Source organism: Alkalicella caledoniensis (assembly GCF_014467015.1).
In the GTDB taxonomy this organism is placed as follows: domain Bacteria; phylum Bacillota; class Proteinivoracia; order Proteinivoracales; family Proteinivoracaceae; genus Alkalicella; species Alkalicella caledoniensis.
This window is the reverse complement of record NZ_CP058559.1, coordinates 36,839-63,707: the sequence shown is the minus strand read 5'-3', so window position 1 is coordinate 63,707 and position 26,869 is coordinate 36,839. Positions and strand designations below refer to the sequence as shown.

Genomic DNA, 26,869 nt, shown 5'->3' with positions numbered 1-26,869 from the left:
TAAATTTTATGCCAAGGGGAGGTGAGGGATATGGCAGATATCGGTCAACTTAATGTCAGGGTAGGTCTTGATTCTACTGGCTTTCAAAATGGGATTGGAAAACTGAATCAAGAAATGAGAAAGGTTCAGTCGGAGTTTAAGCTGGCAAGCACAGAGCTTGGGAAACATGGTAGTGAGCTGGATAAATTAAAAACCAAATCAGACTCTTTAACCAAACAAAAAGAACTCCAAAGGCAAAAAGTAGAGGCTTTAGAAAAGGCCCATCAAAAGTCCGTAGAGACAAAAGGAAAAGATGCTAAGGCTACTGGAGACTTAGAAATAAAACTAAATCAAGCCAGAACAAGACTGGTTCAGATGGAACAGGACCTAACCAGCGTTAATCGACAAATCGAAGTCCAATCCTCTAGTTGGTATAAGCTTGGAAAAAGCCTAGAGCCAATCGGTCAGTCTATGCAAGACATCGGTAAAAAGATGGAAAGCGTAGGAAAAGACCTCACAAAAAAAGTCACCCTACCGATTGTGGGGATTGGAGCTGCAGCAGTTAAAATCGGTTCGGATTTTCAAGCTGAAATGAGCAAAGTTCAGGCCATCTCAGGAGCCACAGGAGAGGATTTAGAGAAGCTTAGTGATAAAGCAAAAGAGATGGGTTCAAGCACAAAGTTCAGTGCCAGTGAATCAGCCCAGGCTCTAAACTATATGGCCATGGCAGGTTGGGATACAACACAAATGATGGATGGTCTAGATGGTGTCATGATGCTTGCAGCAGCCAGCGGAGAAAGTTTAGCTTCAGTATCTGATATCGTCACTGATGCCCTCACCGCCTTTGGTATGCAGGCTTCAGATGCCGGAGACTTTGCAGACCTTTTAGCCAGTGCCTCAAGTAATGCCAATACCAATGTAGGAATGCTAGGGGAGTCCTTTAAATATGTAGCGCCACTCTTTGGATCCCTAGGCTACAGTGCAGAAGATGCCGCTTTAGCCCTTGGGCTTATGGCCAATGCGGGAATTAAAGGGTCCCAAGCCGGTACAACTTTAAGAGGTGCCATTACAAGGCTTACTCAGCCTACATCACAAGCGGCTAAAATTATTGATGAATTAGGTTTAAATCTTACGGACGCTCAAGGGAACATGCTACCCTTCAAAGATGTAATGGATCAACTTAGGGGTTCCTTTGGAAACCTTACTCAAGAGCAGCAGGCCCAATATGCCGCCACCCTCTTTGGAAAAGAAGCCATGAGTGGAATGCTTGCAGTGATAAATGCCACCGATGAAGATTATAAAAAGCTTACAGATGCTACAAGAGAATACAGTGGTGCTGCCGGTGAAATGGCAGATATTATGCAGGACAACCTTCAGGGGCAACTTACCATTTTAAAATCCCAACTTGAAGGAGTAGCCATTGAGATCTTTGAAATCCTCGTTCCGCATCTGAAGACTTTAGTTGAAAATCTTCAAAGAGCAGTGGAGTGGTTTTCTAACCTTAGTCCAGCTACCCAAGAAACGATAGTAAAAGTAGCTGCCCTAGCTGCAGCAGTAGGACCTCTTTTAATTATTGGAGGAAAGATTGTAGCAGGAGCAGGAGCCATTATTGGTGCGTTCTCTAAGATATCACTCGCTATCGCAGGTAAAACCGCCGCCGTAGGAGGGGCCTCTGCAGCTGCAGGTGGACTTGTTGCCATTAAAGGCGTATTAGCTGCTGCCTTTACAGCTTTAACAGGACCTATTGGGATCGCTGTTGCAGCCATTGTTGGAATTACTGCAGTTGGTGTGGCTCTCTATAAAAACTGGGATACCATTAAGGAGAAGGCAGGAGAACTGAAAGATGCCATAGCTGAACGGTGGAACTCGATCAAAGAAAGCACAGCTGAAGCCTGGGAAAATGTTAAAACAGGGATTAGTGAAAGATGGACTAGTATCAAGGAAAGTACCAGCGAAACTTTATCTTCCATGGGAGAATCTATCCGTAATGGATGGGACAATGTCAAAACCGCTACATCTGAAAGATGGGAATCCATTAGAGGGGGCATTTCAGAGAAGTGGGGAAATATCAAAGACAGCACTTCACAGACGCTAGGGAACATTAGAGAAAATATAAGCTCTAGCTGGGACAATGTAAAGGGCAGAACCAATGAAACATGGGAGTTTTTAAAGAGTAATACAGCTTCAGCTTGGAGCAACATCAAAGGAAGAATCGAAGAAAACGGTGGAGGTATTAGAGGGGTTATTACCACCTATACTGAAGGCTATAAGTCCGTTTGGGGTGCCGCACTAAACACCATGGATAGCGTAACCGGTGGAAAATTCTCTTCTATGGCCAGTAAAGTATCTGGTGCCTTTTCAAGGGTAAGAGATGCCATTCAAGGTGGAATTAGCAGAATCCGTGAATGGAATAACCAAAGGGTGGAAAACAAAGAAGCCACCTTCACCAATAGAATTAGAAATATTACAGAGAATGTGGTCAACACCGTAACCGCTCCTTTTAGAAAGAACTTTGCAGGAACTTCCTTCTTCCAAGGGGGACTAACCATGGTAGGGGAACTTGGCCCAGAACTTGTAGAGCTACCCCGTGGAAGTAAAATTTATAACGATTATCAGACCAATCAAATTATGGGAGATAGCACTGGTCGTGGTGGAGGACTTACCCTTAATATAGATAAATTTGTAAACAACACTGAAAAAGATATTGAACAACTGGCCTATGAGCTGGAGTTCTATCGTCAAAGAGTATCACTTGGAAGGGGGCGAGGCTAATGCTTAGTTTTACATTTGGCGGAAAGAACAGCTATGAAGATTACGGGATAGTTATTGCCAAAAGGCCTAACCTTCCCTCTCCTAAAAGAAGAGTACATTATATGGATATTCCAGGAAGGCATGGCAGGGTTCATTACGATGAAAACACCTATGAAGACATTACCATCGTGGTGGAATGTGGCCTTATAGATACAGAGAACTTAGTGGAAAGATTAGATACCATAAAGGCTTGGCTTTTTAATGCTGGGGAAAGTGACCTTATTTTTAGTTTTTCTGAAGATAAGAAATACATTGCTCAAGTGGTAAATGCCATCGACTTCACCCAAGTCTATAAATACACTTCAAGCTTTCCGATAATCTTTAACTGTCATCCTTTTAAATATGCAGTTCAAAACCAGTTAATAACTTTGAATACAAGCGGAGAGTTAATCAACAATCCAGGAACCCTAGAGAGTGAACCTGTTATTTATGTGTATGGAAATGGGGATATCCTATTAAATATTAATGATCAATCCATAGGACTAAATGGAACTCAAGGAAAAATCATCTTAAACTCTGAAATCCAGGACTGTTATGATGATGCCATGAACAATCTCAATTCTAAAATGGTAGGGGAGCTTCCACTTCTAAAGTCTGGTGAGAATATTATATCCTGGACTGGGAATGTGACAAAACTTGAAGTACTTCCAAATTGGCGGTGGTTATAATGATTACGGTTTATGACAAGAAGGAAAGTAACTTCTCAACCAATGGGCTAGGTATTTTAGATAAGTGCTCAGAGTGCAAAACCCTAGAAAAGCTAAACGGAATTTATGAAATTAAGCTCTCCTATCCCCTGCATTTAGAGAAGAAAAAGCATCTAAAGCCTTTTAATATTATCAAAGCAGATGGACAGCTTTTCAGGATTTATCATGTAGAAAAAGACATACCTAGTAACCTTCTAAGGGTTAGTGGAAGGCATATCTTTTATGATCTCAATCATTATTTCATCGAAGATCGAAGGGCAGTAGATAAAAAGGCCATTGATGCTATGGAGATGGTTTTAGATGAAGCAGGCTTAACAGATATCTATACCATTGAAAGTGATATTGAAGCATTAAACACCCAGTATTTTATTAGAAGGTCCGCTTCCCAGGCCATGTTTATGGTGGCTAATAGGTGGAAGAGTGAGCTTTTCAGAGATAATTTTCATATAAAGATTAATGGAAGACACTTAAATGATAAAGGGGTTACTGTAGCCTATGGAAAAAACATCACGGGGATTAACGAGAAGCTCAGTGCCGACGAAGTCCTAACGGGAATTTATCCTGTTGGGGCAGAAGGACTAACCCTACCAGAAAAATATCTTATTAATGCCCAGTGGTCAGGCGCAGACTATCCGGATTTTAAACTCATCAAGAGAGTGGACTTTAAAGAAGCCAAGGATGAAGAAAGCCTTAGACAAATGGCGGAGAACTACCTTTATGAACATGCAGGCTTTGCAGTTAATTATCAAGTGGATTTTATCCAGCTTGAACACACCAAGGAGTATGAGGATTATAAGCCGCTTTTAAAAGTAAGCATTGGAGACACCGTAACCGTAAAGCATAAGCTTCTTGGAGTAGATTTTAAAATTAAAGTGATCTCCATAGAAAAAGATATCTTGAGGTCTCAAAATACCAAAGTGGAACTGGGAAAACCTCTTTATACACTAGACCAGTACATTGAGGAATTTAAAGAGAATGTCGATGAAAACTTTCAAGAGGTGGATGAATCCATTGGTGGTATTAGAACCCAGCTAGATGATTTGGGAGTCTCTTATACCATAGTAAAAAACATTAGTATTGAAGAAAATATGATTCATGTCACCTATGAGGTGGAGAGGGGCAGCACCCATCAGTACCATGCAGATTACAGTTTTACCTTAGATGATTCAGGCCGTATGACCAGCATCACTCTCGAAGGAATATTTTCAGAACTTTTATTAAAAGAAGTATCCACTCTGATAGTGGATATGACAAGTTTTGATATTGTTTACGCTGATGGGAAAAAGGCAAAATACAACTTTACCACAGATAGTAGTGGCAGAATTACAGCAATAGAAAAGGTATGGGAGGGGGAGTAAAGTGACCTATCATGAAAGATTTAATAATACACTAGCCATATGGACAGCCTTTGGTGGTAGGGGAAATCTTATTCTTCCCATCCCAACATTAAAGTGGGAAAAACGCTATTATCATCATTTTGGCTACCCTCAAACCGGCAGTGCAACAAGGATTGATGTATTTGATAACGGAAATGCCCAAATAGCAGTTTATAGAGCACAGAACCCCAGGATGTCATATTTCAACCATCAAACAAAGCAGTGGACCATCGCCGATGTGCCTTGGTGGAATCACGGAATACCAGAAATCCTATGGGCAGGAGATGGTGTTTTTTTAGCTAGAATCGTAGGGCTTGCTAACATCATCGCTTCCTTTGACGGTATCACCTGGCATAATGCAGGATTTTGTAGAGGTGCCCAAAACCATATGGAAACAGGGGCTTACGACATTACAAGGAATGTAGGGGTTGTAAGCTGGTGGTGGTATAAGTCACCTGTCTATTACAGCTTTGATTCCCTTACGGAAAGAACAGAATGGACCCTTACAGGCTCTGATGGAAATTCTGTACCGATTTTTAAGTATATGACTGCCCATAAAGGAAACTTTGTAGGGGTGGTTGGAGGAGATAAATCCATAGCTGTAGCAAGCTCTGCCACACCTTGGGCATGGACTACTACCATTCCAGAAGATCCACTGGATCATCGCTACATGTACATTCGGTCTGTTAATAACAAACTTTTTGTTCACCGCTTTAGATACCATGGATCTCCGGGGAATTTTAGTGTTAATCTGTGTGTCCTAAATGATAGTGCCACCCAGCTTATTGAGACCAACCTATCCCACTATGGAGATTTAGCAGATAACAGAGCGCCAAATCCTCAAAATATTGTATGGATGAAGGACTGGGGAAAATATGCTCTCTTTACTCAAAATATGCTTTATGCTTCAGCAGACGGGATTTATTGGGAAGGAGTAGAACAGCCAGGCTTTGCTCTAACACCCCACGGCAATATGTTTGGTGGTGCTATTTATGTACCGGGAGATGGCTTCTACGTGAAAGGGAACGGGTTTGTCTATTACGCTCCTTACTAAATACAACAACTTAAGAGAATGATATGACGTCCTTCACCGGGCGTTTTTTTAATAGATAAAACTTTTATGAAAGTGAGGGAAAGAACATGAGAGAGATTTGGAATGTTGTTCAGATAATATTTGCTGCCATCGGCGGATGGCTGGGCTGGTTTCTTGGAGGTTACGATGGGTTTTTATATGCTCTAATAGCTTTCGTTGTCATTGACTACATCTTAGGAGTCATGTGTGCCATCATTGAAAAACACCTGTCCAGCGATGTAGGTGCTAGAGGAATTTTTAAGAAAGTGGTGATTTTTTCTTTAGTAGGAGTGGCCCATATCATTGACCAAAATATCATAGGTGATGGCAGTGCCATTCGAACTGCAGTTATTTTCTTTTATATGTCCAATGAAGGAATTAGCATCATTGAAAATGCTACAAGGCTTGGACTACCGATACCTAAGAAACTGGTAGATGTCTTAGAACAACTAAAAAGTGGAGGGGATAAGGATGGCACTAAGTAATCTAAAAACCAAATTCATGACAAGAAACGACTGCTATACAGCTAATCGAAAAATTACTCCTAAAGGCATTATGGTCCATTCCACAGCAACACCTGGAGTGATGGCAGGTGCTTGGTTTAGCAGGTGGAATAAGTCCTTTAGGGCGGGAGAGATTAACAGGCAGGTTTGTGTCCATGCCTTTTTAGATGATAAGGAAATCTGGCAGTACCTTCCCTGGAATCACAGAGGCTGGCATGCAGGAGGAGATGCGAATAATACCCACATCGGTTTTGAGATAGTGCGCCCAGATAGGGCAATGTCAACAGCGGTTTAAGGTACCGCATAGTAAGATAACGCTATTGTCAACCTGCCCAACCGAAAGGCGAAAGCTGACACGGGAACATAGCATGGCAGGAAAGCGGTAAGTCATCTAAAGGCAATCAGATGCGACTGAACCGCAATGACAAGTGGATATGAGGATAAAACTGGGTTTGTTGAACGTAAGTTTCGAGTTTCTGTTAATGCCCGGACAGAGGAAATTTGCCTGTAACCTCTGATGTGAATGTAATTGCGTACAGATTTCGCGCAATTGGTTATCATTTAGTTCACATGACCTGTTGGAGAACCAATGGTAAAGAAACGAAAACGTATCCGAAAATCCACATACCTATTGGCATTGTTAACTGGGGATACCCTAAACAGAAACGCCGGAAACGGCTATAGCTAAAGGGCTTGAATATTCTGCATGGGTACGGAGCTTCCATAGTAGTCCGCGAGGGGTAATGACCCTTACATGGCGAAGGGAAGCAGTTGTTACGCGCCAAAATTTATATTGATTAGGGAGGAATACCTCAATGAAACCAACAATTGAGATTTTGGAGAGAATGAATCAAAACTCAAATCGCAACAAGAATGAAATTTTCACGCGGGTTTACCGTTACCTGCAAAGACCAGACATCTATTTTCTTGCTTACAAAAATCTGTATGCCAATAGTGGCGCAGCAACACCTGGTGTCGATAATGACACAGCAGATGGCTTCAGCGAGGAAAAGATAGAGCTTATTATCCAAAGTCTAACAGATGGAACCTATACACCTAAGCCTGTACGTAGGACGTATATTGCAAAAAAGCAAAGTAATAAATTACGTCCTTTAGGACTTCCGACATTCACTGATAAATTGGTTCAGGAAGTAATCAGAATGATTCTAGAAGCTATTTATGAACCTACATTTTGTGATACTTCCCATGGCTTCAGACCTAACAGAAGCTGTCATACCGCTCTAGGAATGGTATCAAAAGGATTCAATGGAGTGAAATGGTTCGTCGAAGGTGATATCAAAGGCTGTTTTGATAACATTAATCACAATGTGCTCGCTGAATTGATAGGAAAGAAAATCAAGGACGCGCGTTTCAACCAACTTATTCGCAAATTCTTAAAGGCAGGATATATGGAAGATTGGCGATACCACAGTACATATAGTGGGACGCCCCAAGGTGGAATAATTTCACCTGTACTAGCCAATATATACTTGCACGAGTTGGACATGTTTGTTGAACAGCTAAAAGCTAAATTTGACAAGCCCTTACCCCGAGGCAAGAGAACACCGGAATATTCAAGACTACGAAGTAAAGCAGTCCGCTTGAGAAAGAAGTTAGAAAATGCGGATGAGCACCAAAAGCCGGCACTACTTGCTGAATTACGACAAACTAGAGCGAAACAGCTTTCAACCCCTAGTAAATTACAAGAGGATAAGAAAATTAAATATGTGCGTTATGCAGATGATTTCCTTATCGGGGTTATCGGAAGTAAATCTGACTGTGAATGGGTAAAATCGGAACTGAAAACATTTATCAGAAATACGCTGAAAATGGAACTCAGTGAAGAAAAAACACTTATTACTCACAGCCACAACAAAGCAAGATTTCTAGGCTATGATGTTTGTGTAAGGCGTAACAGTCAAATCAAACAGGGTGGAAATGGGTATACCAAAAGAACGCTTAACAACAAAGTGGAACTCACGGTTCCATTCAAAGATAAAATTGAACGTTTTCTGTTAGATAAAGGTATAGTGAAACAGATTAACGGTAAGTATCGCTTTGTCCACCGCCCAAGCTTGCTACAAATCACGGAATACGAGATTGTTTCAACCTACAACGCAGAATTGCGGGGAATATGCAACTACTACCGAATGGCAAGTAATTTTAACAACTTAAATTACTTTGCTTACCTTATGGAGTATAGTTGCTTAAAAACACTTGCAGCAAAGCGTAAAAGCAGCATTGCCCAAATTATTCGCTCGCATCAAGATGGGCAAGGGAAATGGTGTGTACCATATAAGACGGCTAAAGGTGAAAAACGACTCTATTTCGCAAAATATTCTGATTGTAAAGGGCAAAGTTCATTTAGTGACAAAATACGTAATGACGCAGTTATCTATAGTCATAAACGTAACCCTTTTGAAGATGGATTAAAAGCAAGAGTTTGTAAGTTGTGTGGAACAACCGAAGCGACACACTATGAAATACACCATGTTAAAAGGCTCAAAGACTTGAAGGGAAAAGCTCCATGGGAGAAATACCTAATAGCGCGAAACCGAAAAACTATGGTGGTCTGTCGAGATTGTCACAAAGAAATCCACAGAAATTGAGTTTTGAATAATTGAGTAACAATGGAGAGCCGTGTACATCGAGAGGTGTAAGCACGGTTCGGGGAGGGGTCTGCGCAAACCTGTTGTAGAAATACAATAAGGCGGCGCTTTCCTACTCTACTGTGAACCGGGTGGGTTTTCTTATTCTGACGGCGCTAATATGGTGGGTTATGGTGTGAAAAAGAATGAAGCATATTTTAGGGCGGCCTGGAAAAATGCAGTAGCCTTATGTGTATTTCTTTGCAGGGAGTATGGTCTTACTGAAAAAGATATCATCGGTCATGCTGAAGGGCATAGACAGGGCATAGCCAGCAATCATGCGGACCCGATGCACTGGTTTCCAAAGCATGGAGAGAGTATGGATACCTTTAGAGCGGCAGTAAAGAAAGCATTAAACAATGCTAAAGCGGTAGAGGATAAAGATGATTTAGAAGCCGGAGATATTGTAGAAATTAAAGCATCAGCTAAACGCTATTATCAAAATGGGCCTATTATTCCGAATTGGGTGAAATGGAATTATCATTTAATCACTCAAGATAAGTCTGGTAATAGGCCGGTTATAAAAGGTGGAAAAGAATGTGTACTCTTAGGTAGGACCATTCTTAAAAATAACATGGCTGAGAAGGACGGCATTATGACTTGGGCAGATAAAGACATTCTAGATCTGGTGAGTAAAGGTGTAGAGGTCAACCCTGAGCCTGAATCAAAAACTACTCAAAAGTTCTATCGGGTTCAGGTAGGTGCCTTTGGTAAAAAAGAGAATGCAGAAGCTTTAATGAATCGTCTTAAAAAGGCAGGATTTGATGCTTATATGAAATACGATTAAGAGAAAAAATCGAATATTTAGAGCTGGTGTTATCAGAATAGCATCAGCTCTTTTTTTATCCTTTTTATCAAAGTATTACTTGCTATTAGAGGCCTTTTGAGTGATATATACTATAACCCCAAAACCGTATAACCCAGGTGAACAAAGGGTTTGGCGGGGATATATTTTTTAATTAGTAGATTGTATGGAGCTAAGGACATGACCACAAAGCAGAGATAAATCTGATGAAAGGAGGCGAAAACATGCAAAACTCATTAACTCAAAATAATTTTAATTTTAAAGACTATTCAGATGGACATACAGTAACGGTTATAAGCAAACTCCAATATGGGGAGGCAGGAACTTCAGCGCTTAAAGTACAACCAGAAAGACCTAAAGTAGCCAGCTACTGCCGTGTAAGTTCATTATCGGACCCTCAAGAAGAGTCCCTTGAAAATCAAATGATACATTACACAAACTATATCCGCTCCAATCCACATTGGCAGTTTGCAGGCATTTACTCCGACAGGGGAAAGACGGGAACCCAAATAGAGAAACGGACAGGGTTTAACAAAATGGTAAGGGATGCTATAGAAGGAAAGATTGATACGATCCTTTGCAAATCCATATCTCGGTTTGCTAGAAATGTAACTGACACCTTAAATACCATCAGAACCTTAAGCAATGTAGGTGTAAATGTGGTATTCGAGAAAGAGCAACTTGATACAAGTAGTATGCAAAGTGAATTTATTTTAACCATGCTTTCAGCAGTGGCTCAGGAAGAAAGCAGAAGCACCTCATCAAACATTACCTGGGCCAATTCAAAACGATTTGAACAAGGCGAAGGTATCTTCTGTCGGATACTTGGATATAAGAAGGAGAAAAATAGGGCCTGGATTGTGGTTGAAGAAGAAGCGAAGATTGTTAGAGAAGCTTTTCAGCTTTATTTAGAGGGATTGGGATTTAGACAGATTGCCCAGTCTTTCATAGGAAAAGGATATAAAAAGGCAAATGGAAAAAAAGAATGGACTGCAATAGCTATACGGGACATGCTGAGCAATGAACGTTATACTGGCGATGTGCTTTGCCAAAAGACCTATACCAAAGATCATTTAAGTCATGAGTCAGTAAAAAATAATGGAGAGAGAAGCCAGTTTTTAATAAAGAATAACCACGAACCAATCATTGACCGTAAAACATTTGAGGCAGTTCAAAAACGTATGGCTAATAATAAGCAAAACTTAAAAAGAGGTAAGAAAAAGTCTTATCCTCTATCGGGGAGACTGGTTTGTGGAGAATGTGGCTATAACCTTCACCGATATGTATGTAGAGAAGTTGTGACTTGGAGGTGCGGTCATCAAACCATAAGTAATCAGCTTTGTAAAATGAAAGGGATAAAGGAGGAAAGAATTTTAAAAGCCATGGTTAAAGCTTTTGACCAGCGATATGAAAGTGCAATAGGTCAAGGAAGGCGTCAAATTATAAATCTTATAAAAGAACTACAGAGTGCTGTTTCTATTAGAGCTGCTCAACAAAATCAACTACGTCTTACCCTTGAACGTGCACTCTTAGCTGAGAACAACGCCATTTTTAAAAGTGAAGACCCAAAAGAGTTTACAGAGAAAAGAAAGGAAGTAGAAAACCAGATAGTTATAAAAGAGTCTTGGTGGCAGTTAGTAGATGCTGATGATATCTACCGGAAAAAAGCACTATCAAGACTGGCTGAGATCAAGGAGAAAACCTCGCCAGCAAAAGAATTACAAGTAACAAAAAATAATATTGAATTTCTCAGAGGATGGGTGGTCCGTATAAAAGCGGTATCGCCTTTTTTATTTACCATCTCCTGGATCAACGGAGATGAAACCACTGTAGAAATCGAGGAAGGAGAGGAGACATAATGATCACAAACCAATCTAGACCTGGTGGGACATCAAGAGTTAAGGTTATTCCTGCAAGGGTTCGAACTAATCGAAATGCAGAACATGTTGATGGACAGAAAAAGAAAATCGCTGCTTATGCCAGGGTATCCACTATGGAAGAACATCAAAGCGGCAGTTATGAGCTTCAAGTTGAATATTACACAGACTACATTCAAAAAAATCCGGCATGGGAACTTTATAAGGTTTACACTGATGAGGGAATTACTGGAACCTCAACGAAAAATCGAGCAGGATTTTTAGAAATGATTGAAGATGCAAAGGCTGGTAAGATTGACTACATTATTACCAAATCCATTAGTCGATTTGCCAGAAATACACTGGACTGCTTGTCAACGGTTCGAATGCTGAAGAACCTACCAAAGCCCTGTGGCGTGTATTTTGAAAAGGAAAACCTGGACACATTAGACAGTAAAAGTGAGCTCTTTTTAACCATTCTTTCATCTATGGCTCAGGAAGAATCAAGGTCCATTAGTGAAAACACAAAGTGGGGAGTTCAAAAACGATTTTCTCAAGGAAAACCTCATATCCCAACCACCTACTTTTTAGGCTATGATACCGATGAAGAAGGGCAGATATTCATTGATGAAGAACAAGCTGAAATTGTAAGACGCATCTTCCAGGAGCTGCTAGATGGAAAAGGGACACCAACCATTGCCAAAGGACTCACGAAAGATGGTCTTAAAACCGCTAGAGGAAATAAAACCTGGACCAGTGATGCTGTTTATAAAATTTTAAAAAATGAAAAGTATATGGGCCACTGCTTGGCACAAAAATCGGTCACGGTAGATTTTCTTACCCATAAAAGGGTGAGAAACAAGGACCATCAGCCCCAGTATTTTATAAGGAATACCCACCCAGCCATAATTCCTGAGGAAGATTGGTATGCGGTTCAGGAGGAGCTGGACAGAAGGAATAAAATGCTCCGAGACCCGGATGAGAAATACCGGATGTGTTATAGCGGAACCTCACCATTTTCAAACCGACTGTTTTGCGGTGAGTGTGGAAGGCCTGTCACTAGGAGGAGAATGACATCTTCAAAAAAAGGGGAAAAATATTATTTCACCACATGGCATTGTAGAGCAGCTTGCAGAAGGGATCCAGAGTTTCAGGATTGTAATAGCCAGTATGTTTGGGAAACAGCCCTTGAGATAGGCTTTATGAAACTACTATATGACATGCAGAAAAATATAGGGAGAGTCATGGCGGACGCCAATAAAGCCATAGAAGAATGTGCTTTAACTGAATCTGAAGAGGCTAGACTTAAAGAATTGGAAGAACAAATTGACAGGGTATCTGACCAGATCACTCAGCTATCTGAAAGAGAAATGACGACCCATGATCCACTATATGAAGCAAATCTTAGACACCTAATTTATGAGCAGGAAATTCTACAGATGGAGCATGAAGGCCTTTATAAAAACAAACAAGAGAGTATTTATCTAAAGAAGAACCTAGATAAGCTTCTTGAATACCTTCACTTGATAGAAAAACCGGATGATGAATTTGACTCAAAAGCCTTTGTAAAAACCATCGAACGGGTGACAGTATATAAAAATCACATAGTAGAATTTATATTTAAGTGTGGGGTTAAGCGCAAAATCCTTGCTAAAAGACCCAAATAAGGAATAAATCAAACAAAATATAAAAAACTCCTTTCAAAACTAGAGAAAGAACTTGCAATATCTCTGGTACAGAGTGAACATACCTATAGCTATCTATTTATAGGTAGAACACAACTGAAGAAGGGAGTTTTTTTATTGAAAGATAATGATAAACGATTATGGGTCCAGACCCTTTGGAATCCCATTAACGAAAGGCATCAAAGTCCATTTGAAAGTAATGAGGCTGGAATTAAAGTGGCAGCTTATTGTCGAGTAAGTTTAAAAGAACAAGAGCAATTAAGGTCTCTTGAGAATCAGGTCCATCACTATACACATTATATTAAGAGTAAACCCAATTGGCGATTTGTAGGCATTTATTATGACAATGGAGTAAGTGGAGCCTCAGTTAGTAGAAGGAGGGGATTTCAAAGATTAATTCGTCATGCGGAAGAAGGTAAGATTGACCTGATTCTTACAAAGAACATTTCAAGGTTTTCTCGAAACTCCAAAGAACTGATAGACTTAGTCAATCGCTTAAAAGAGCTAGAGGTAGGAATCTACTTTGAGAAAGAAAAGATAGACACCTCGACGGATTATAATAAATTTCTATTAAGTACCTATGCTGCATTGGCCCAGGAGGAAATTGAAAGCATCTCCAATTCAACCATGTGGGGGTATGAAAAGAAGTTTCTTAAAGGGAGTCCAAAGTTCGGGCGATTACTAGGCTATAAAGTGGTGGGAGAGGGAGATGATCAGACCCTTGAGATCATTGACGAAGAAGCAGAGGTGGTCAAGATGATCTTTAATCTGTATCTTGAGGGGCTTTCTTTTACGGATATTGGCAGAAACTTAAGTGGTAAGAAGATCAAAACTATTAAGGGAAAAGATATATGGTCATCCCAACTTGTGAAAGCTGTCCTTAAAAATGTGACCTACACAGGGAACAAACTTGCTAGAGAGATAACAAGGGATTTGTTTACAAATAAAGTACAGTATGGGCAGCGAGATTTGGTGTTTATAGAGAATTCTCATGAAGCAATAATTAGCACCGATTTATTTAATCTGGTTCAAAAGAAAATAGAAGGAAGTACTCAAAAGCGTGGTCCGGTAAAACCAAAAGCCTATAACTCATTATCGGGAAGATTAGAGTGTGGTAGGTGTGGATACAAGTTCAGCTGCGAATATAAGCGTGAACTTCAAAATTACCGGTGCGCACCCAGGGTAATGAAAATCTGTGATTCGATTACCTATAAAAAACATATGCTTCGAGAGATGATGCTAAGGGCCATGCAGACAAAGTATGATTTAACTTGTGATGCAGTAGTGACAGAGCTTTTGAAGGAGCTTCAAGTAATTAACCAGAATGACCATTTTGAATTTCATCGCCTCAAATACATTACAGAGATTGAAATTGTTAAAAGAAAGCTAGCACTTTCAGAAATTCCTGATACATCCATAGACATTGATCGGATGGAAAAGGAATACCGGGACTTTGAAAACAAGGTAGCAAAGATTGAGGATGATAGAGGGCTTAGAGTAAATGCTATCACTTGGCTTAAAGAAAATAAATCACTGGAGTTATTCCTTTCAAATGTAACCATTGAAATAATGCGGGCATGGATTTCAGAGTTAATTATTTATACACCTGAGGACTATACTGTTCGCTGGATTGATGGTACTCAGACGGAGATGGGAGATGCAGAGAAGTTAAAAGCAATTTATAAAGAAAAGCAGGCCAAATTAGATAAAGTAGAACCGAAGAATGACATGACATTTGAGCCTGCTAAAAAAATAGAAGGTAGTAAAAGTGAAGAGCTTTATTTCTTTGAAAGGGATAATGGCCCTAATAAAGATAAAGCTGACGTGAAAAAATCTAAGGGGAAGGAGGATGTTGATTTGAGTCTTAACGCATATTCTGACATCATCAAAATAGAGCCAGGGCAGAAGGATTATGTGATGAAGAGTTTAAATAAAAGTTTGAATGCTAATCTACTTTTAAGAGATCGTAAGGATCTGCTTCCTAGGGTCGATAAGCCTAAATTAAAGACTGCGGCTTATTGTAGAATTTCAACTGACTCAGAAGAGCAAATGGTTAGTTTGAAAACCCAAGTGGCCTACTATACCTACCTTATTCTTAAAGATCCCCAATATGAATATGCCGGGATATATGCTGATGAAGGAATATCAGGAAAATCCCTCAGAAATAGAAATGAGTTTCTAAAGCTAATGGATGAATGCAAAGCGGGCAATGTAGATTTGATATTAACAAAATCAATTTCAAGGTTTAGCCGAAACTCTCTGGATTGCCTTGAAAAAATCCGTATGCTCAAAAACCTACCAAACCCAGTCTATGTATACTTTGAGAAAGAATGCATTCATACAAAAGATGAAAAAAGTGATTTGATGATTTCAATCTTTGGAAGCATCGCACAGGAAGAGAGCATAAATACTGGGGAGGCTATGTCATGGGGGAAAAGGCGATATGCTGAAAGGGGAATTGTTAATCCAAGTATTACTCCCTATGGCTACAGAGCAGGAAAAAATGGAGAGTGGGAAATAGTAGAGGAAGAAGCTGAGGTTATTAGAGGAATGTATCAAGATATTCTTGACGGAAAAAGCTACAATCAAATAGCTAAGGACCTTAATTTTAAGGGAGTTAAAACATCAACTGGTAATGGCCAGTGGTGGCTTCAGACCGTAAAATTTATGGTAATGAGTGAAGTTTATCGAGGAAATTATTTATATCAAAAGACCTATACCAAAGACACCCTATCAGATAAGAAGGCGCCAAATAGGGGTGAGTTACCACAGTACTTAATTGAAAACCGCCATGAAGCCATTGTTTCAAGTGATGACTGGGAAAGGGTACAAGAGATTCTTGAAAAACGAGCAGAGAAATTTGTCAATCGAAATAAAATGAAATACCCCAAAGATGGAAGAAAAAATAAATCGTTTGAAGGGTTATTAAATTGTAGTGAGTGCGGTTCACCCATTGGGCATAGAAGAGTTATTGAGGGTTCGATAGAAAAACATAGTTGGATTTGTAATAGGGCCCACAAAGGTTTTTTAGTAGACAAATGTGACACCCATCAATTAAACCAGAAGTATTTAGAGCTTCATTTCATGAAGACCCTGCAACACATAAAAAATCATGGTAGTGCATTTCAGTCTAAAGTAATGAAGTATATTAATTCCCTTAAGCTTAGCAAAGAAGAACAAAGAGATAAAGACGATATTAAGATGCAGATAGAAAACCTGAATCAAACTTTGTATAAGGTAGTAGATCAAGAGCTTAATAAGAAGGGCCAGGATTCAAAGAAGGTAGATGAATTGACCGAGAAAATAGTGGCGTTACAAAGCAAACTGAAGGAATACACGGATCGTGAGGTTAAGGTGGATGAGCTTGGGCAGGAGCTAGCATGGTTTATAAAAGAGATAGAAAAAGTAGATGAAGGAAGAATCAATAGCATGGAAGGAATAGATCCTGAAAAGTTTATGTATTTTGAGGCATCCATATTTGATAGGGTTATTAAGGAAGCGTGGATTTATAAAGATGGGGGTATAGTTTACCAACTTCACTTAGGTATTGAGTGGACCATAGATTACAGGTACGAAGAATTTCAGAAGTTACTTGATACACGGAGAGAGAAAATAAGAAAAGCTAAGAAGCTAGATTTTCTAAATGGGCCAGATGTAAAAGCTATGCTTGAGTATTGTAAAGAACCTAAACAGTATAAAGAGCTGCACGCCTTCATGAATGAGAGGAAGCAAATATCCTATAGCTATTTTAGAAAATCAGTTATAAAGCCTTTAATGAAAATGAAAAGATTAAAGTATACAATTCCTGAAGATCCTGGAAATCGCCATCAAAGATACATCTCAATTTAAAAAGTATTAGATAAAGAACCAAGCAGTCAGTATGAAAGAAGCTCTGGCCTTGGTTCTTTTTTATTTAGGGGGAGACACTACGCTGGTTAAAATGAAAGATAACGAAATCAAGCAACAAAATAACGATAGAACGATAAAATATAACGAATAACGGAATAAATCTAACGAAAATGGGAATAAAAATAACAAATACATTGACAAATGTATCTGTGTGGGTTAAAATATTACTGTCTGGAGGAATGCGAAATGTATACAGAGATTGTTAAAATTATAGAAGGTGGAATGATTGGCGATAAAGAGAAGGTTTATAATTATGCTCAGGTTCTCGCTGAAAACTTAGAGAAATCTGGAGATGCTTCTCTTGCCAAGAAAATACGATCTCTTTTAGTGAATAAGAAAACGAGGATGGCATCTTTAGATGATTTCTCCACCAAGCCAGTAGATACGGAGAGTCGTATGGATATGGTGGATATTTTTATACCGGATAAATCATTTGAAGCACCTATTTTGAAGTCTTATATACATGAAGAGATTGACGAGTTCATTCATGGCTACGAGGAGAGAGATGAAATACTACGTGCTGGGATTGAAATGGTTAGCTCTTTACTTTTATACGGTCCACCGGGATGTGGGAAAACAACGGTGGCGAGATTTATTGCATATAAAACAGGATTACCACTTGTAACAGTAAGATTAGATGGTCTAGTATCATCGCTTCTTGGTAGTACAGCAAAGAACATAAGAAAAATCTTTGACTATGCTTCGAAGAGAGACTGCATCTTGTTCCTAGATGAATTTGATGTTGTTGCAAAATTAAGAGATGATAAGCATGAACTAGGGGAATTAAAAAGGGTTGTGAATAGCCTACTTCAAAATATAGATGATTTTAGTCAAAACAGTATCCTTATTGCAGCAACTAATCATCATGAACTGTTGGACCCTGCTGTGTGGAGAAGATTCTCTAAGATTATTACTTTGGAAAAACCTAATAAAGAAGAGATTATGCAGCTGATTAAACTTCATGTAAAAAGTCTAAAAAGCAATGTGGTTGAGAACGATAAAAAACTAGAAATGTTGGCAGCGGCCTTTGAAGGCATTAGCCATGCGGATGTAAAGACAGTCGTAAACAATACCATAAAGAAATCTATCATCAACAAAAAGGGAGCAACACATAACTGGGATATGCTTCAAGAAGTTTATTTATATCGGAATCATAAGATTATAAGCGAGAATGAATTTATCAAGTATTTATTGCAATATGGCGTGACTCAAAAGGAAGTTAGTGACAATTTCAATTATTCATTACGGAAGGTGAGAGATGTAGCAAGTTCGCCAGAATAAAACGAGGGGTGGTGTAGTAAATGGCAGATGAAAGATTACCAATTAAGTTTTTTGCTAAAAGAGAAGTCGATAACATGAGGGTGGAAGCTGGTGGAGGCGGAGATCCTCCTAAGTTCGTCTTGAGTCCAGAAGAGCTGATGATTAAATCTAGAGCCTTTGTAGATGTTGTTCAAGAATTTAAAGCTGAAGTGTTGAAAAAAGAAAAAGAAAATTCGTTAATTCCTGTTGTTTTCAAGACTAAAATTATTGATGATGCTACGGCTAAGACCCATAGGCGTGAAGTTAGCAATCTTTTTAGAACAGGTACAGATAATAATGTACTTGGTTTAGCGGAAGAAGACGAATTAATTATCAAGGTGGATGACTCTCGGGAAGTAGAGAAGATTATCGAACGCCTTAATAATACACAACGCTATGCTCATGCGCTATCAGCTATTGATAGTATTTCGGATTTTAAACCGATTATTGATAAAAGTGAAAGCTCAGAGCCTATTGATTACAAGGTTAAACTTATTGACTTCCAAAACTACGAGCAAAATACAGCCATAAGGAACTATTTTGAAAGGTCTATAAAAGAATTAGGCTTGGAGATATCTAGGACCAACTACACCCCAAGTCACGTGGTTTACAATATTAAAGGTGTTAATCTTGATGAGTTTATGTCAATTAATCAAAATGAAGTTTTTGAAGCGATCTTCTCTATAGAGCCAATGCCAAAATACACAGTTGCATTGGATATGGGAGAAGATGAAGCTACTATTAATATTTCTAGCCCTAAACAAGGGAAAAAATATGCAATAGTTGGAGTATTAGATAATGGAGTGGCAGATATTCCTCATTTAAAACCATGGCTTACTGAAGAGAGGTATACAGCTTATCCAGAACCATATGTAAAAAGAGATCATGGAACTTTTGTATCTGGTGTGGTTGTTTATGGTGATCATCTAGAAGATCAAGAATGGGTAGGAACTGAGGGTGTCAAAATCCTAGATGCCTGTGTATATCCAGATACAGATAAAGAAGGAATTGAAGAGGATGAGTTAATTAGAAATATCCAAGAGGCTGTAAAGGCCCACCATCGAAAGGTTAAAGTATGGAATTTATCCATTAGTGTTGTTAACGAAGTAGATGAGTATAGTTTTTCAGATTTTGCAGTAGCTCTTGATGCTCTGCAGGACCAGTATGGGGTGCTAATCTGTAAGTCAGCGGGAAACTGCGGAAATTTTAGAAAAGGCCATCCAAAGGGAAAGATTCATCAAGGAGCTGATAGTGTCCGTTCCATTGTGGTCGGCTCTCTGGCCCATAAGAAAGCGTCTTTAGACTTTGCAGAGGTTGATAACCCTTCCCCATTTACACGTATTGGCAGAGGCCCATCCTACATTATAAAGCCAGAGATTGTACATTATGGTGGGAATGCTGGTACTGATGGGAATGGCAGTATGGTTACAACAGGCGTTAAATCATTTGGTTTGGATGGCGCTGTTCGTCAATCTGTGGGAACAAGCTATTCAACTCCAAGGATTGCAGCACTTGCAGCAGGCCTTCATCAAGAAATGGATGAAGAGTTTGATCCATTACTAATCAAAGCATTAATGGTTCATTCTGCAAGCTACTCAGAAAACCTTAATGTTCCTGTTACTGAAAGGGTAAATCAAGTCGGGTTTGGAAAGCCACAGCCAGTAAGAGAGATACTTTACAATTCACCTCATGAAGTAACGCTGATTCTTAGAGATGAAATTGCAAAAGGGGAGTACATAGACATGATGGATTTCCCTATGCCGGACTGTCTTGTTGATGGAGATTATTTCACTGGGCAGATTGTTGTGACCCTAGTCTATAACCCTATTTTGGATTCAAGCCAGCGAGCGGAGTACTGCCAATCCAATGTGGATATTAAGATGGGTACTTATGATGGTAAAAAAGATAGAGATACAACGAAGCGAAATATTCTAAATCCAGTAGGGCGAGACGGGTCTCAAAATGTACTTCTTGAAGATTATTACAGTAAGAAAAAGATGAGAAGCAATACTGATGAATTTGCCCTAAAGGAAAGACTTTTGATAAAATATGGGGACAAGTACTACCCTGTGAAAAAATACGCTGTGAATCTATCGGAAATGACTGATGGAAATCAGAAAAAGTTTCTTACTAAAGATAAGAACTGGTACTTATATATCAGAGGACTTTACAGAGATCATATCGAAGTGAAATCTCAGCAAGAAGGCTCAGTGCCAAGTCAAGAGTTCTGTTTAATGGTAACCATAAAGGATCCAACGGGAACAAAGCCTGTATATAATGAAGCAAACCAGAAGCTAAATGAGTACAACTTCTGGCATAACAGCATCAAGCTTCAAACGGATGTTACAATTCGAAACTAAAAATATATTGATGCAGCATTAAGAAAAAAGGACCCCACTGAGTAGGCAGATTGAAATTATCCAGCTACTTGGTGGGGCTATTTTTAAATTGTAATTACTATTGAGAACATAGACGGGATGGAAGATGTTTATATGGATAAAATGAGTATTTTAATTAATTATATTGAAAAGTGCGCTGAGTATATTGATTCAAAGGATAGATCAAAAGCCGAGGAGCTAGTCAAAGAGGTTATTGGGGTATTTGAAGAAGAGATTACTCATATAAAATCTCAGCTAACGCTTTATGGGTGGGGAAGTTCCTCCGTAGATTATTTCAAAGACTTAGCGGTGTTAAAAGCCATACTAATTAATTATAAAGCAAATCTGAAACGTGAAGATGACATTAGAAAAGATGAGCTAGAAATGCTTAAATTAAAACAGTCAATTTTGAATATCAACAACACAAATAACAATGACTCATCTTCAACAGCCACTGCAAGTTCGTCGGTTACTGTAACAGTAACTCAGGCTATAGATAGTATAAATAATCTCCCGGATGATACTCTTTCTAATGAAGATAAGGAAGCCTTAGAAGAGAAAATAGCTGCTCTTGAAATTTTGGTTAGAAGTGGTGATAAAGAGAAAACATCAAAGAAGCTAGGTAGTATTTTAAAATATGTTGTTGACAAAGGAATTGAAGTTGGAATTGCTCTACTGCCATACCTTGGTGAGATATCAAAAATGATCCAAGCCAATTAAACAAGGAATGCTTTTAATTGCTATGGCTATAATTTTGCAGGAAAATTCTTAATAGGATAGAAGATGTAAACCTTATGGGTATACCTAATGTAACCCCTAAATTTTAAAGAAGGTTAATACTCGGCTAGTTGCATGAAGTAACACAAAGTGATATAATAAACCTTTTAGAAAACAGGTTACAAATAGATAGATTTGTTTTATAATAGTAGTGATAATATTCTTTCAGGAGGTTTGATTTAATGAATGTTCAGGAGCGAAGTGTAGCAAGAATACTATTCAAAAATAAAATACATGAAGCAAATGGGCAGGCATTTGAAGATATATTTACTCAGACGATGTATTATGCGCATGAAGGATTCCAATCAATTAAACCTTGGGGAAACATCGGGGATCGGAAAAATGATGGGTATATAAAGAGTGAGGGCACATATTATCAAGTTTATGCTCCTGAAGACATCACAAAATCATATGTTGATTTCGTTAAAAAAATAGAAACAGATTTTATAGGTTTAGTCGAGCAGTGGTCTCCCGTTAATAATTTTTACTTTGTTGTAAATGATAAATATAGAGGTGTTAACGCCGATTGTGAACAGTTAATTCAAGGTCTTAAAGATACTTATAAGTTGAAAGATGCTAAGATTCTTACTGCTAAAGATTTAGAAAATGAAGTATTTTCACTAGAGGATGATCAAATTTTTAGAATTGTAGGTTTTCTGCCTGACCCGAGCAATTTGAAAAACATGGATTTTTCTATCCTTAATGAAGTAATCTCACATATTATGGGTTTACCGATAGATTTAAAGAAAGAACCTAGCTTAGTAGTTCCTGATTTTAATGAGAAGATAAAGTTTAACGATCTTTCAGAAGTTACAGCAGAGTATTTAAACAGTGCTTTTGTGAGAGTGGTTTACTTAAACGATTATCTTTCGAATAATAGCGATTTTATTGCGGATTTACTGAGAGATAAATTAAATGAAGTTTATCTTCAAGAAAAAGAGAAATATAGTGGAGATGAGCTATTCTGGAATATAGTTAACCAACTAAGTCCGAAAAAGCAGCAGGTATATCAAGTGACAGTTATCGTTATAATGTCTAAGTATTTTGAAACTTGTGACATTTTCGAAGAACCTTTTAAGGAGGGAGAAGAATGATAGTACCAACTAAACATACCCATTTTTCAGAATCCCTACTAGGTTTTGGTGCATATTTATTAGGTAAAGTCGATTCTATAAAATCAATAGATTCGTTATGGAATGAATATCAGAATGATTTATCAAAGAGTCAATATGTTGCAAAACATAGTTTTGACAACTTGTTACTCACTCTTGTTTTTCTTTACTCTATTGGAGTTGTTGAAGAAAAAGATGGGGGTGTTGTAAGATGCAATTAAAGAAGGTCTATGCTAATAAGTCCAGCTTTAGGACAGTGGAATTTAACGAAACCGGATTAAGTTTTATTGTTGCTAAGCAGAAGGATCCTGAAAATAAGAGTAATGGCAAAACATACAATGGTGTAGGAAAATCTCTTATAGTTAATATAATACATTTTTGCATGGGGTCGAAAAAGAAAAATTATACATCCTTCTGTAACAAGCTCCCAGGTTGGGAGTTTTATTTAGAGTTTTTTATTGGAGGAGTAGATTATACAGCTAAGAGATCGACGGATAATCCAAATAAGATCATATTAAATGACGAAGAGCTTACGCTAACAAAATTTAACGCTAAAATGGAGTCTGTGTGTTTTAATATACCGGATGATATTTCACATTTGAGCTTTAGATCTCTGTTCCCATTTTTCATAAGACCTAATAAAAAATGGTATGTAGATTTCAATGGAGCCTCAAGTAGCTATAACCAGTATCAGACAATGCTGTACAATGCATTTCTGCTAGGACTTGATGTTTTTCTAGCTCAGAAAAAATATAATATTAAAAAAGAGCAAGATAGAATTAAAACATTAGAAGGTAATTTTAAGAATGATGAATTGTTAAGGGATTTCTTTACAGGAAATAAAGATGTTACATTGACTATAGTTGATTTGGAAGAACAAATAGAGAAATTAAATAGAAATCTTAGCAATTTCAAGGTTGCAGAAGACTACCGTGATGTGCAAAAAGAAGCGGATAGAATAGAAAGCGAATTATTCGCACTCAATAATAAAATCATTCTAATTCAAAATAACATTGAGTCTGTAAACAAGAGCTTGAATATGGAATCAAAAACTGATCAGAATGATATTGCCAAAGTATATGAAGAAGCTAACGTACATTTTTCTGAAAATCTGCAAAAAACTCTTAACGACTTAGAAAGATTTTATGAGAAGTTAGTTTCAAACAGGAAAAAAAGACTTCTTGAACAAAAAAATAAATTTGAGTCTGAGATTGCAGCAAAGTCCCAGACGGCAAATAAACTTAAAAATGAACTTGATCATTTAATGAAGTATCTTGGAGATCATCAAGCGCTTGATGTATTTTTATCACTTAGTGATAAGAGCGCTCACTTGAAAACCAAACTAGAGAGTTTAAAAAAATACCAATCTCTTCAACTAGAGTATAAAGAAAAATTACGAGATGCGGAAAAAATTCAACTAGAGCAATCAGAAATAGCGGAGAACTTCCTTGCTGAAATTGAGACAGAAATCAATGTATTAAGAGATTACTTTAGAAGCTTAGCTAAAAGGTTTTATCCGAATGCTGTTGCGGGATTGTCAGTTAGCAATAATGACGGAGAGAATCTCCAACGATACAATATTGATGCAAAAATTGAGTCAGACAATTCAGATGGTATAAATAATGTTAAAATCTTTTGTTATGACATGACACTATTATTTAAGGGCCAAAATCATAATATCAATTTTCTATTTCATGACAGTAGACTTTTCGATGGTATCGACGAAAGGCAAAAAGCCGAGCTCTTTAAGATTGTATATGAAGAGTTTGTGGATTCAAAAAAACAATATATTGCTACAGTGAACCAAAACCAGCTCAATGAAATTAAAGATTATCTGGAACCTGAATTGTTCCAGAAGATCATTAATGATAATACAGTACTGACTCTTACGGATGATCATGAATCAGAGAAGCTCTTGGGTATTACTATAGATATTAATGATGATTAACAGCTACTATTAATTCTAAGAAATTCAATTTAGTTTTGTACCCCACCAATAATGTATCTAAGTTCAGTAAAGTCCAGAGCTTAGACTCAGCCTTGGTGGGGTTGCTGGTTTTTTAGTAAAGTTCTTTTGTTAGCGGTTTTATGTGATATAGCTCATAAATAAAAAAACTCTTTAGGAAAAGCAATTAAAACTACTAAAACTACATATAATATAAAAGAAATTTATCAGTAAGGCTCATCTCTTAAACGAGGTGGGCTCTTTTTTTATGTCTCAATTTAATTTTTGTGAGGGAAGAGGCTCTGAAAGTCAATACATAATATGCTCATATAGGTCCAAATTTCAATAATATTGCAAATTATAGGCGGATATTGGCCATATTTTTATCCATCTCGTATCAAGGCGGACATTCATTACATCCGTCAAAAGGAAGCTAAAGGCTTAGGTCATGCTATTCACTGTGCTAAGACATTTGTCGGAAATGAACCTTTTGCTGTAATGCTTGGTGATGATATTGTTGAAAATGGGGACGGGAAGCCTTGTCTGCAGCAGATGCTTGAAATGTATGATCAGTTCAAAACTTCAATCTTAGGTGTGCAGGAAATCCCAAGAGAGAATACAAATAAGTATGGGATTGTAGCTGGTACAAAAATCGAAGATAGAGTATACAGGGTAAAAGATCTAGTGGAAAAACCTTCAATGGAAGAGGCTCCATCAAATATTGCTATTCTGGGACGCTACATTATTAATCCAGAGATATTTGAAATCCTAGAAAATACGAAACCCGGTAAAGGTGGAGAAATTCAGTTAACAGATGCGTTAAAAGAACTTGCAACAAGAGAAGCCATGTATGCTTACAACTTTGAAGGAAGACGCCATGATGTAGGTGATAAGCTCGGTTTTTTACAGGCCACCGTGGAATTTGCACTTAAGAGGGATGATTTACGAGATGACTTCTTGGACTATCTTGAAAAAATAGTAGCTAAGGAAAAAGGGTTATGAAGATGAACATATTAGTAACCGGAGGCCTAGGCTTTATTGGCAGCCATACGGTAGTAGAACTTATTAAAAACAACCATGAAGTGATCATCGCTGATAACCTTATAAACTCAAAGATTGAAGTGCTGGACAAGCTATCTACCATAACGGGCATTAAACCAACTTTCTATCAGATCGATGTGACGGATGAAGCAAATGTAGAGGAAATCTTTAATAATCATAAAATTAATGGTGTAATTCACTTCGCTGGCCTTAAGGCAGTAGGTGAGTCTGTTTCCAAGCCAATTGAGTATTATTATAATAATCTGGTAAGTACGATGGTACTTAGCAAGATGTGTGTGAAGTATGGAGTTGGTAAATTTGTCTTCAGTTCATCTGCAACGGTGTATGGTGACCAGCCATCTCCACTTAAAGAAGACATGGAGCTTAAGAAAACCACCAATCCATATGGTGAAACGAAGGCGATGAGCGAGAGGATATTGACAGACATTTCAATAGCAAATCCTAATTTTTCAGTTAGTCTATTAAGATATTTCAATCCAGTTGGTGCTCATGAGAGTGGACTGATTGGAGAGGATCCTAATGGCATTCCAAATAATCTGATGCCCTTTGTTACTAAAGTTGCTAAGGGACAGTTACAGAAGTTAAGTGTATTTGGAAATGACTATGATACAATAGATGGGACAGGCGTTCGTGATTATATCCATGTTGTTGATCTCGCTAAAGGCCATGTGAAGGCTATTGAGAATCTTAAAAATGGCATTAAGATCTATAATCTTGGAACCGGCAGAGGCACTTCAGTTTTAGAACTTGTCAACACCTTTATGAAGGTCAATGATATTATTGTTCCTTATGAGATAGTCGGAAGACGTCCGGGCGATATTTCGATCAGCTTCGCTGATGCCAGCAAAGCTGAGAATAATCTAGGCTGGAAGGCTGAACTTGGGATTGACGAAATGGTCAGAGATGCGTGGAGATTTGAACAGAACAATAAGTAAACCGACTAAT

Annotated in this window: 18 protein-coding genes and 1 pseudogene; all 19 read left to right on the top strand. The window is 38.2% G+C overall.

Annotated features, from left to right (window positions below):
- Positions 1-30: 30 nt before the first annotated feature.
- The 19 genes and pseudogenes from HYG86_RS00305 (at position 31) to galE (ending at position 26,859) form a co-directional block, all read left to right on the top strand.
- Entirely contained in the window at positions 31-2,751 is a 2,721-nt protein-coding gene (locus HYG86_RS00305) for a phage tail tape measure protein (RefSeq protein WP_213167001.1), read from the top strand.
- The gene (locus tag HYG86_RS00300) at positions 2,751-3,458 is read left to right on the top strand and encodes a distal tail protein Dit (RefSeq protein WP_213167000.1); all 708 of its coding nucleotides are present in this window, start codon (positions 2,751-2,753) and stop codon (positions 3,456-3,458) included. Before HYG86_RS00305 ends, HYG86_RS00300 begins: the two co-directional genes overlap by 1 nt.
- Entirely contained in the window at positions 3,458-4,855 is a 1,398-nt protein-coding gene (locus tag HYG86_RS00295) for a phage tail spike protein (RefSeq protein WP_213166999.1), read from the top strand. Before HYG86_RS00300 ends, HYG86_RS00295 begins: the two co-directional genes overlap by 1 nt.
- Before the next feature lies 1 nt (position 4,856).
- Positions 4,857-5,927 carry a hypothetical protein gene (locus HYG86_RS00290; RefSeq protein ID WP_213166998.1) on the top strand — a complete coding sequence of 357 codons (1,071 nt, stop codon included), beginning with the start codon at positions 4,857-4,859 and terminating at the stop codon, positions 5,925-5,927.
- A gap of 86 nt (positions 5,928-6,013) precedes the next feature.
- The gene (locus tag HYG86_RS00285; protein ID WP_213166997.1) at positions 6,014-6,430 is read left to right on the top strand and encodes a phage holin family protein; all 417 of its coding nucleotides are present in this window, start codon (positions 6,014-6,016) and stop codon (positions 6,428-6,430) included.
- Positions 6,417-6,743: a peptidoglycan recognition protein family protein gene (locus HYG86_RS00280; RefSeq protein ID WP_246451843.1), complete on the top strand. Its 327-nt coding sequence runs from the start codon at positions 6,417-6,419 to the stop codon at positions 6,741-6,743. The genes HYG86_RS00285 and HYG86_RS00280 overlap by 14 nt, the downstream gene beginning before the upstream one ends.
- A gap of 520 nt (positions 6,744-7,263) precedes the next feature.
- On the top strand, positions 7,264-9,057 hold the full coding sequence (locus HYG86_RS00275; RefSeq protein WP_213166996.1) for a reverse transcriptase domain-containing protein: 1,794 nt from the start codon (positions 7,264-7,266) through the stop codon (positions 9,055-9,057).
- A 175-nt stretch (positions 9,058-9,232) separates the two neighbouring features.
- On the top strand, positions 9,233-9,883 hold the full coding sequence (locus HYG86_RS18410) for an SPOR domain-containing protein (RefSeq protein WP_425489231.1): 651 nt from the start codon (positions 9,233-9,235) through the stop codon (positions 9,881-9,883).
- A gap of 242 nt (positions 9,884-10,125) precedes the next feature.
- Entirely contained in the window at positions 10,126-11,760 is a 1,635-nt protein-coding gene (locus HYG86_RS00260; protein ID WP_213166995.1) for a recombinase family protein, read from the top strand.
- Positions 11,760-13,424: a recombinase family protein gene (locus HYG86_RS00255; RefSeq protein WP_213166994.1), complete on the top strand. Its 1,665-nt coding sequence runs from the start codon at positions 11,760-11,762 to the stop codon at positions 13,422-13,424. The genes HYG86_RS00260 and HYG86_RS00255 overlap by 1 nt, the downstream gene beginning before the upstream one ends.
- A gap of 135 nt (positions 13,425-13,559) precedes the next feature.
- Positions 13,560-17,291 (top strand): recombinase family protein, encoded by a 3,732-nt coding sequence (locus HYG86_RS00250; protein ID WP_213166993.1) that lies wholly within the window; start codon positions 13,560-13,562, stop codon positions 17,289-17,291.
- Positions 17,292-17,537: 246 nt separating this feature from the next.
- A complete protein-coding gene (locus tag HYG86_RS00245; RefSeq protein ID WP_213166992.1) occupies positions 17,538-18,632 on the top strand; it encodes an AAA family ATPase in 1,095 nt (364 codons plus the stop codon).
- 20 nt (positions 18,633-18,652) lie between these two features.
- Positions 18,653-21,010: a S8 family peptidase gene (locus tag HYG86_RS00240; protein ID WP_213166991.1), complete on the top strand. Its 2,358-nt coding sequence runs from the start codon at positions 18,653-18,655 to the stop codon at positions 21,008-21,010.
- A 141-nt stretch (positions 21,011-21,151) separates the two neighbouring features.
- Entirely contained in the window at positions 21,152-21,748 is a 597-nt protein-coding gene (locus tag HYG86_RS00235) for a hypothetical protein (RefSeq protein WP_213166990.1), read from the top strand.
- Positions 21,749-21,987: 239 nt separating this feature from the next.
- Positions 21,988-22,899, top strand: a complete 912-nt coding sequence (locus HYG86_RS00230; protein WP_213166989.1) for an ABC-three component system protein — start codon at positions 21,988-21,990, stop codon at positions 22,897-22,899.
- The gene (locus HYG86_RS00225) at positions 22,896-23,138 is read left to right on the top strand and encodes an ABC-three component system middle component 6 (RefSeq protein ID WP_213166988.1); all 243 of its coding nucleotides are present in this window, start codon (positions 22,896-22,898) and stop codon (positions 23,136-23,138) included. Before HYG86_RS00230 ends, HYG86_RS00225 begins: the two co-directional genes overlap by 4 nt.
- A complete protein-coding gene (locus HYG86_RS00220) occupies positions 23,129-24,865 on the top strand; it encodes a DUF2326 domain-containing protein (protein ID WP_213166987.1) in 1,737 nt (578 codons plus the stop codon). The genes HYG86_RS00225 and HYG86_RS00220 overlap by 10 nt, the downstream gene beginning before the upstream one ends.
- A gap of 402 nt (positions 24,866-25,267) precedes the next feature.
- A pseudogene (locus tag HYG86_RS00215) lies at positions 25,268-25,864 on the top strand (UTP--glucose-1-phosphate uridylyltransferase); the annotation flags it as partial.
- Between the two features lie 2 nt (positions 25,865-25,866).
- Complete coding sequence (gene galE, locus HYG86_RS00210; protein WP_213166986.1) at positions 25,867-26,859, top strand: UDP-glucose 4-epimerase GalE; 993 nt, start codon at positions 25,867-25,869, stop codon at positions 26,857-26,859.
- The last annotated feature ends 10 nt before the right edge of the window (positions 26,860-26,869 follow it).

Coding starts and splice junctions, on each gene's coding strand:
- HYG86_RS00305 (WP_213167001.1), top strand. CDS start 31: ATGGCAGATATCGGTCAACTTAATGTCAGGGTAGGTCTTGATTCTACT.
- HYG86_RS00300 (WP_213167000.1), top strand. CDS start 2,751: ATGCTTAGTTTTACATTTGGCGGAAAGAACAGCTATGAAGATTACGGG.
- HYG86_RS00295 (WP_213166999.1), top strand. CDS start 3,458: ATGATTACGGTTTATGACAAGAAGGAAAGTAACTTCTCAACCAATGGG.
- HYG86_RS00285 (WP_213166997.1), top strand. CDS start 6,014: ATGAGAGAGATTTGGAATGTTGTTCAGATAATATTTGCTGCCATCGGC.
- HYG86_RS00280 (WP_246451843.1), top strand. CDS start 6,417: ATGGCACTAAGTAATCTAAAAACCAAATTCATGACAAGAAACGACTGC.
- HYG86_RS00275 (WP_213166996.1), top strand. CDS start 7,264: ATGAAACCAACAATTGAGATTTTGGAGAGAATGAATCAAAACTCAAAT.
- HYG86_RS00260 (WP_213166995.1), top strand. CDS start 10,126: ATGCAAAACTCATTAACTCAAAATAATTTTAATTTTAAAGACTATTCA.
- HYG86_RS00255 (WP_213166994.1), top strand. CDS start 11,760: ATGATCACAAACCAATCTAGACCTGGTGGGACATCAAGAGTTAAGGTT.
- HYG86_RS00245 (WP_213166992.1), top strand. CDS start 17,538: ATGTATACAGAGATTGTTAAAATTATAGAAGGTGGAATGATTGGCGAT.
- HYG86_RS00240 (WP_213166991.1), top strand. CDS start 18,653: ATGGCAGATGAAAGATTACCAATTAAGTTTTTTGCTAAAAGAGAAGTC.
- HYG86_RS00235 (WP_213166990.1), top strand. CDS start 21,152: ATGAGTATTTTAATTAATTATATTGAAAAGTGCGCTGAGTATATTGAT.
- HYG86_RS00230 (WP_213166989.1), top strand. CDS start 21,988: ATGAATGTTCAGGAGCGAAGTGTAGCAAGAATACTATTCAAAAATAAA.
- HYG86_RS00225 (WP_213166988.1), top strand. CDS start 22,896: ATGATAGTACCAACTAAACATACCCATTTTTCAGAATCCCTACTAGGT.
- HYG86_RS00220 (WP_213166987.1), top strand. CDS start 23,129: ATGCAATTAAAGAAGGTCTATGCTAATAAGTCCAGCTTTAGGACAGTG.
- galE (WP_213166986.1), top strand. CDS start 25,867: ATGAACATATTAGTAACCGGAGGCCTAGGCTTTATTGGCAGCCATACG.